This window comes from Selenomonadales bacterium, from assembly GCA_017442105.1.
In the GTDB taxonomy this organism is placed as follows: Bacteria; Bacillota; Negativicutes; order RGIG982; family RGIG982; genus RGIG982.
In genome coordinates this window covers 1-3,279 of record JAFSAX010000080.1, presented here as the reverse complement: position 1 = coordinate 3,279, position 3,279 = coordinate 1, and the positions used below count along the sequence as shown (strand labels likewise).

The 3,279-nt window shown below is 44.2% G+C and carries 3 protein-coding genes; 2 read left to right on the top strand and 1 reads right to left on the bottom strand.

The window, feature by feature from the left end:
- Window positions 1–67 precede the first annotated feature (67 nt).
- Window positions 68–514, bottom strand: a complete 447-nt coding sequence (locus IJN28_03105) for a universal stress protein (protein ID MBQ6712761.1) — start codon at window positions 512–514, stop codon at window positions 68–70.
- Window positions 515–713: 199 nt separating this feature from the next.
- Here IJN28_03105 and cls point away from each other — a divergent pair, with 199 nt between their 5' ends.
- Window positions 714–2,120 carry a cardiolipin synthase gene (gene cls, locus IJN28_03100; protein ID MBQ6712760.1) on the top strand — a complete coding sequence of 469 codons (1,407 nt, stop codon included), beginning with the start codon at window positions 714–716 and terminating at the stop codon, window positions 2,118–2,120.
- 79 nt (window positions 2,121–2,199) lie between these two features.
- Window positions 2,200–3,279: hypothetical protein (locus IJN28_03095; protein MBQ6712759.1), on the top strand; the 1,080-nt coding region annotated here is incomplete at its 3' end.

Here is a 3,279-nt window from a genome sequence, read left to right as displayed (position 1 = left end):
TTTTTATATCAAGAACCCCCATACGATTCGTATGGGGGTATATTATATTTTATGGTGAACGATATGATTATTTTACGATCGTGACCGGACAAGGTGCGTATTGGAGGATATGTTTGCTGACGCTTCCAAGAAGCATACCTTTGACGGTGCCCATGCCACGGCTGCCCATGACGATCTGGTCGTAATCGTTTTTGCGGCAGAGGTCGATGATAACGGTCGGCGCACTGCCGAGCTCCATAAAGGATTCGGATGCAACGCCTTCGGGGATCATTTTTCTTGCGGTATCAAGAACTTCTTGACCGACTTCTTGTACAGCCTCGATGACCGAGTCGGAAACGTAGCTGTTCGGGCTGATATGTGTAAACGCAGAAACGCCTGCCGTAACGCTGACAACATGAACTAAGTCAACTTGTGCGCCCGTCAAAAGAGCGAGGGATACGGCGTAGTTGAGTGCTTTTTCGGATGTTCCGGAGCCGTCTACGGGTACAAGGATCTTTTTGATTGCGGTAGTCATATGAAAAACCTCCTGGGAGTGATATATCTTTAAAATTATTATACCATGAATTTTTATGGTTTGCAGTATTTTTTAAAAATTAAAAATACTGTACTGCTTTACATGATATATATGTTTTTTCTTAACAATATTATTATAAAGGTATAATTTTTGCATGAAGTATACAGGCTAAACAGAAACGAGATGGGAGTCTGCCATAATGATAGAAGTCGGTCAATGGGCAATGGTGATCGTATGGTCGATGAATATTGTTTTTATTTGTGTCGTGTTATTCGTAGAAAAGAAGCGTCCCGAAACGGCACTGTGCTGGTTGTTGGCACTTATCTTTTTGCCGATCGTTGGATTCTTATTATACCTATTTTTCGGGCTAAGTCTGCCTCTTTACCAACGATGGGCAGTTGCGCGAAGACAGGTGCGTGCAAAAAAAAGAACAGAACAGAGCCCATCTGTTCGAGAAATGGAAGATATGTTTGTGCGTATGAATGAGCGGATCGGCGACGGCAGCTTGCGAGGGAATAACTCTGTAGAGGTATTCGTGAACGGAAAAGAAAAATATTCGGCACTTCTTGCCGACATAAGGGACGCGGTTTCTACGATCCATCTTTTATATTTCATCATTCGTAACGATCGATTTGGACGACATTTGCTGAGTATGCTAGAGGAAAAAGCAAGACAAGGTGTACGCGTGCGATTGCTCTATGATGATGGTGGGAGCTTTTTTACCTCGGATGAACTTTTTCGTCCGCTTTTGAAAGCAGGCGGTCAGGTAAAGCGGTTTTTCCCAATTCGACTCGGTTATTATTTGCGTGCCAATTATCGTAATCATCGTAAGATCGTTGTTATCGACGGACGAGTAGGATACCTGGGCGGTATGAATATTGGTGAAGAATATATGGGAACCGACGTTGCCAATCAGATTCCGTGGCGCGACTCGCATCTTCGTATGAAGGGGGAGATCGTTCATGACCTGCAAGCAAGATTTCTTGCTGATTGGCAGTTCGCGGGCGGTACGATCGGTGACGATGAGAATACCTTGTTTTCCGAATGTGACAGAGCAGGAGAAGCTGTCGTTCAACTTATATCGAGCGGACCGTATCAAAAAGCATCTGCTATCAAATGGAACTATCTGCGTATGCTCTATGGTGCCAAGGAATCCGTATGGCTTCAGACGCCGTATTTCGTGCCGGACGAGTCCTTTTTGGAGGGAATACGTGTTGCTGTTGCAAGTGGCGTTGAGGTACGCATTTTATTATCGGCACATTCGGATAATCGATTCGCGCAGAGGGTGTCTGTATCGTATGCGGAAGAATTATGGAAGCTCGGTGTAGAGATCGCTTTTTATCCCGGATTTCTTCATTCTAAGATGGGGATCGTCGATGGGCGTATCGTTACCCTCGGTACGTCTAACCTTGACAGAAGAAGCTTTACACTCAATTTTGAAACGAACGCTATATTGTACGATCAAACAATCGCATATCAGTGCAAAGGATTTTTCCTCGATGATTGGGACAGGTCACGAAAGATGCGCTCACAAGCAGATTGGTCGCGCAGCATATTCTTGAAAGGAGAAGAATCTGTCTGGAGATTGTTCGCGCCGCTTCTGTGATTGACAAAGAAAGCAGAATTGTAGTATAGTCCAAAGTGGAAAAGACTTGTCGCGTTGACAGTAAGATAAGGTGGATTCAATGAAAAAGAAAATGGTGATCGCTTCTCTTTGTTTGAGCTTGCTCGGTTTTCACAGTGCCGAGGCAGCGAAACCGAATCTGTCGGTATATTGGGAAGCAGACGGAAAAGATAAGATCGTTTTGACCAAGGAAGCATATGAACATGACGGACAAATTTGGATTCCAAGCAATGTCGTTCCAACACTTAACAGAAAAGCAAGCGTTAAGAACGGGAATCAGCACGTGTCCATTCCAATGGCAAAACTGCGTACAGAGTACAAAGACCTCAATCGTCTTTTGATGCGTGAACTGGAATTGTCGTTTCAAACGCAATACAAAAACGGGAAACATTATTTTGCCGTAACAGAACCGGCCGAGGTGCTTGGTGTCGAAGTAAAGAAAACGAAAAAAAGCATCATATTAAAAGAAGAAAGCGGAAAAAGATATTTAAAGCAAGAAGAAAATAAAGATGAACCCGCCATTGAGGGTAAGATCAATTTGGTGTGGGATGTCATGACGGAAGCAACACGCCAAAAAGATAAGATCGCAGGGCTTGATATCCTGTCGCCGACTTGGTTTGATATCATAGATCGTGACGGTACGCTGAGGAATAAAGCGAAGCGTGCATATGTCGATGAAGCGCACGCCAAAGGATACCGTGTATGGGCACTTGTTACGAATAACTTCGACCGCAACTTGACACGTGACGTTTTAGCTGATTCGCGGGCGAGAGAAAATGTCATTCGACAGCTTGCGATATACAGCATGATCTATGATCTTGACGGTATCAATATAGACTTTGAAAATGTTTATGACGATGATAAAGACAGATTGACAGCGTTCGTCGGGGAAATGTCCGATATGTTCCGACGGATGGGGCTCATCACTTCGATCGACGTAACGGTGCCTGCACAGTCTTCTTATTGGTCGCTCTGTTATGACAGAAAAGCGCTTGCTGAAAAAGTGGATTATATGATGGTCATGACCTATGATGAGCACTGGGCATCGTGTCCGACCAGCGGTTCGGTAGCATCACTTCCGTGGACAGAAAACAATATCAAAAAGATGCTCAAACTTGTACCAAAAGAAAAACTTCTGCTC

Excerpts from the sequence above, each read along its gene's own strand:
- IJN28_03105 (MBQ6712761.1), bottom strand. The coding sequence starts at position 514 with ATGACTACCGCAATCAAAAAGATCCTTGTACCCGTAGACGGCTCCGGA.
- cls (MBQ6712760.1), top strand. The coding sequence starts at position 714 with ATGATAGAAGTCGGTCAATGGGCAATGGTGATCGTATGGTCGATGAAT.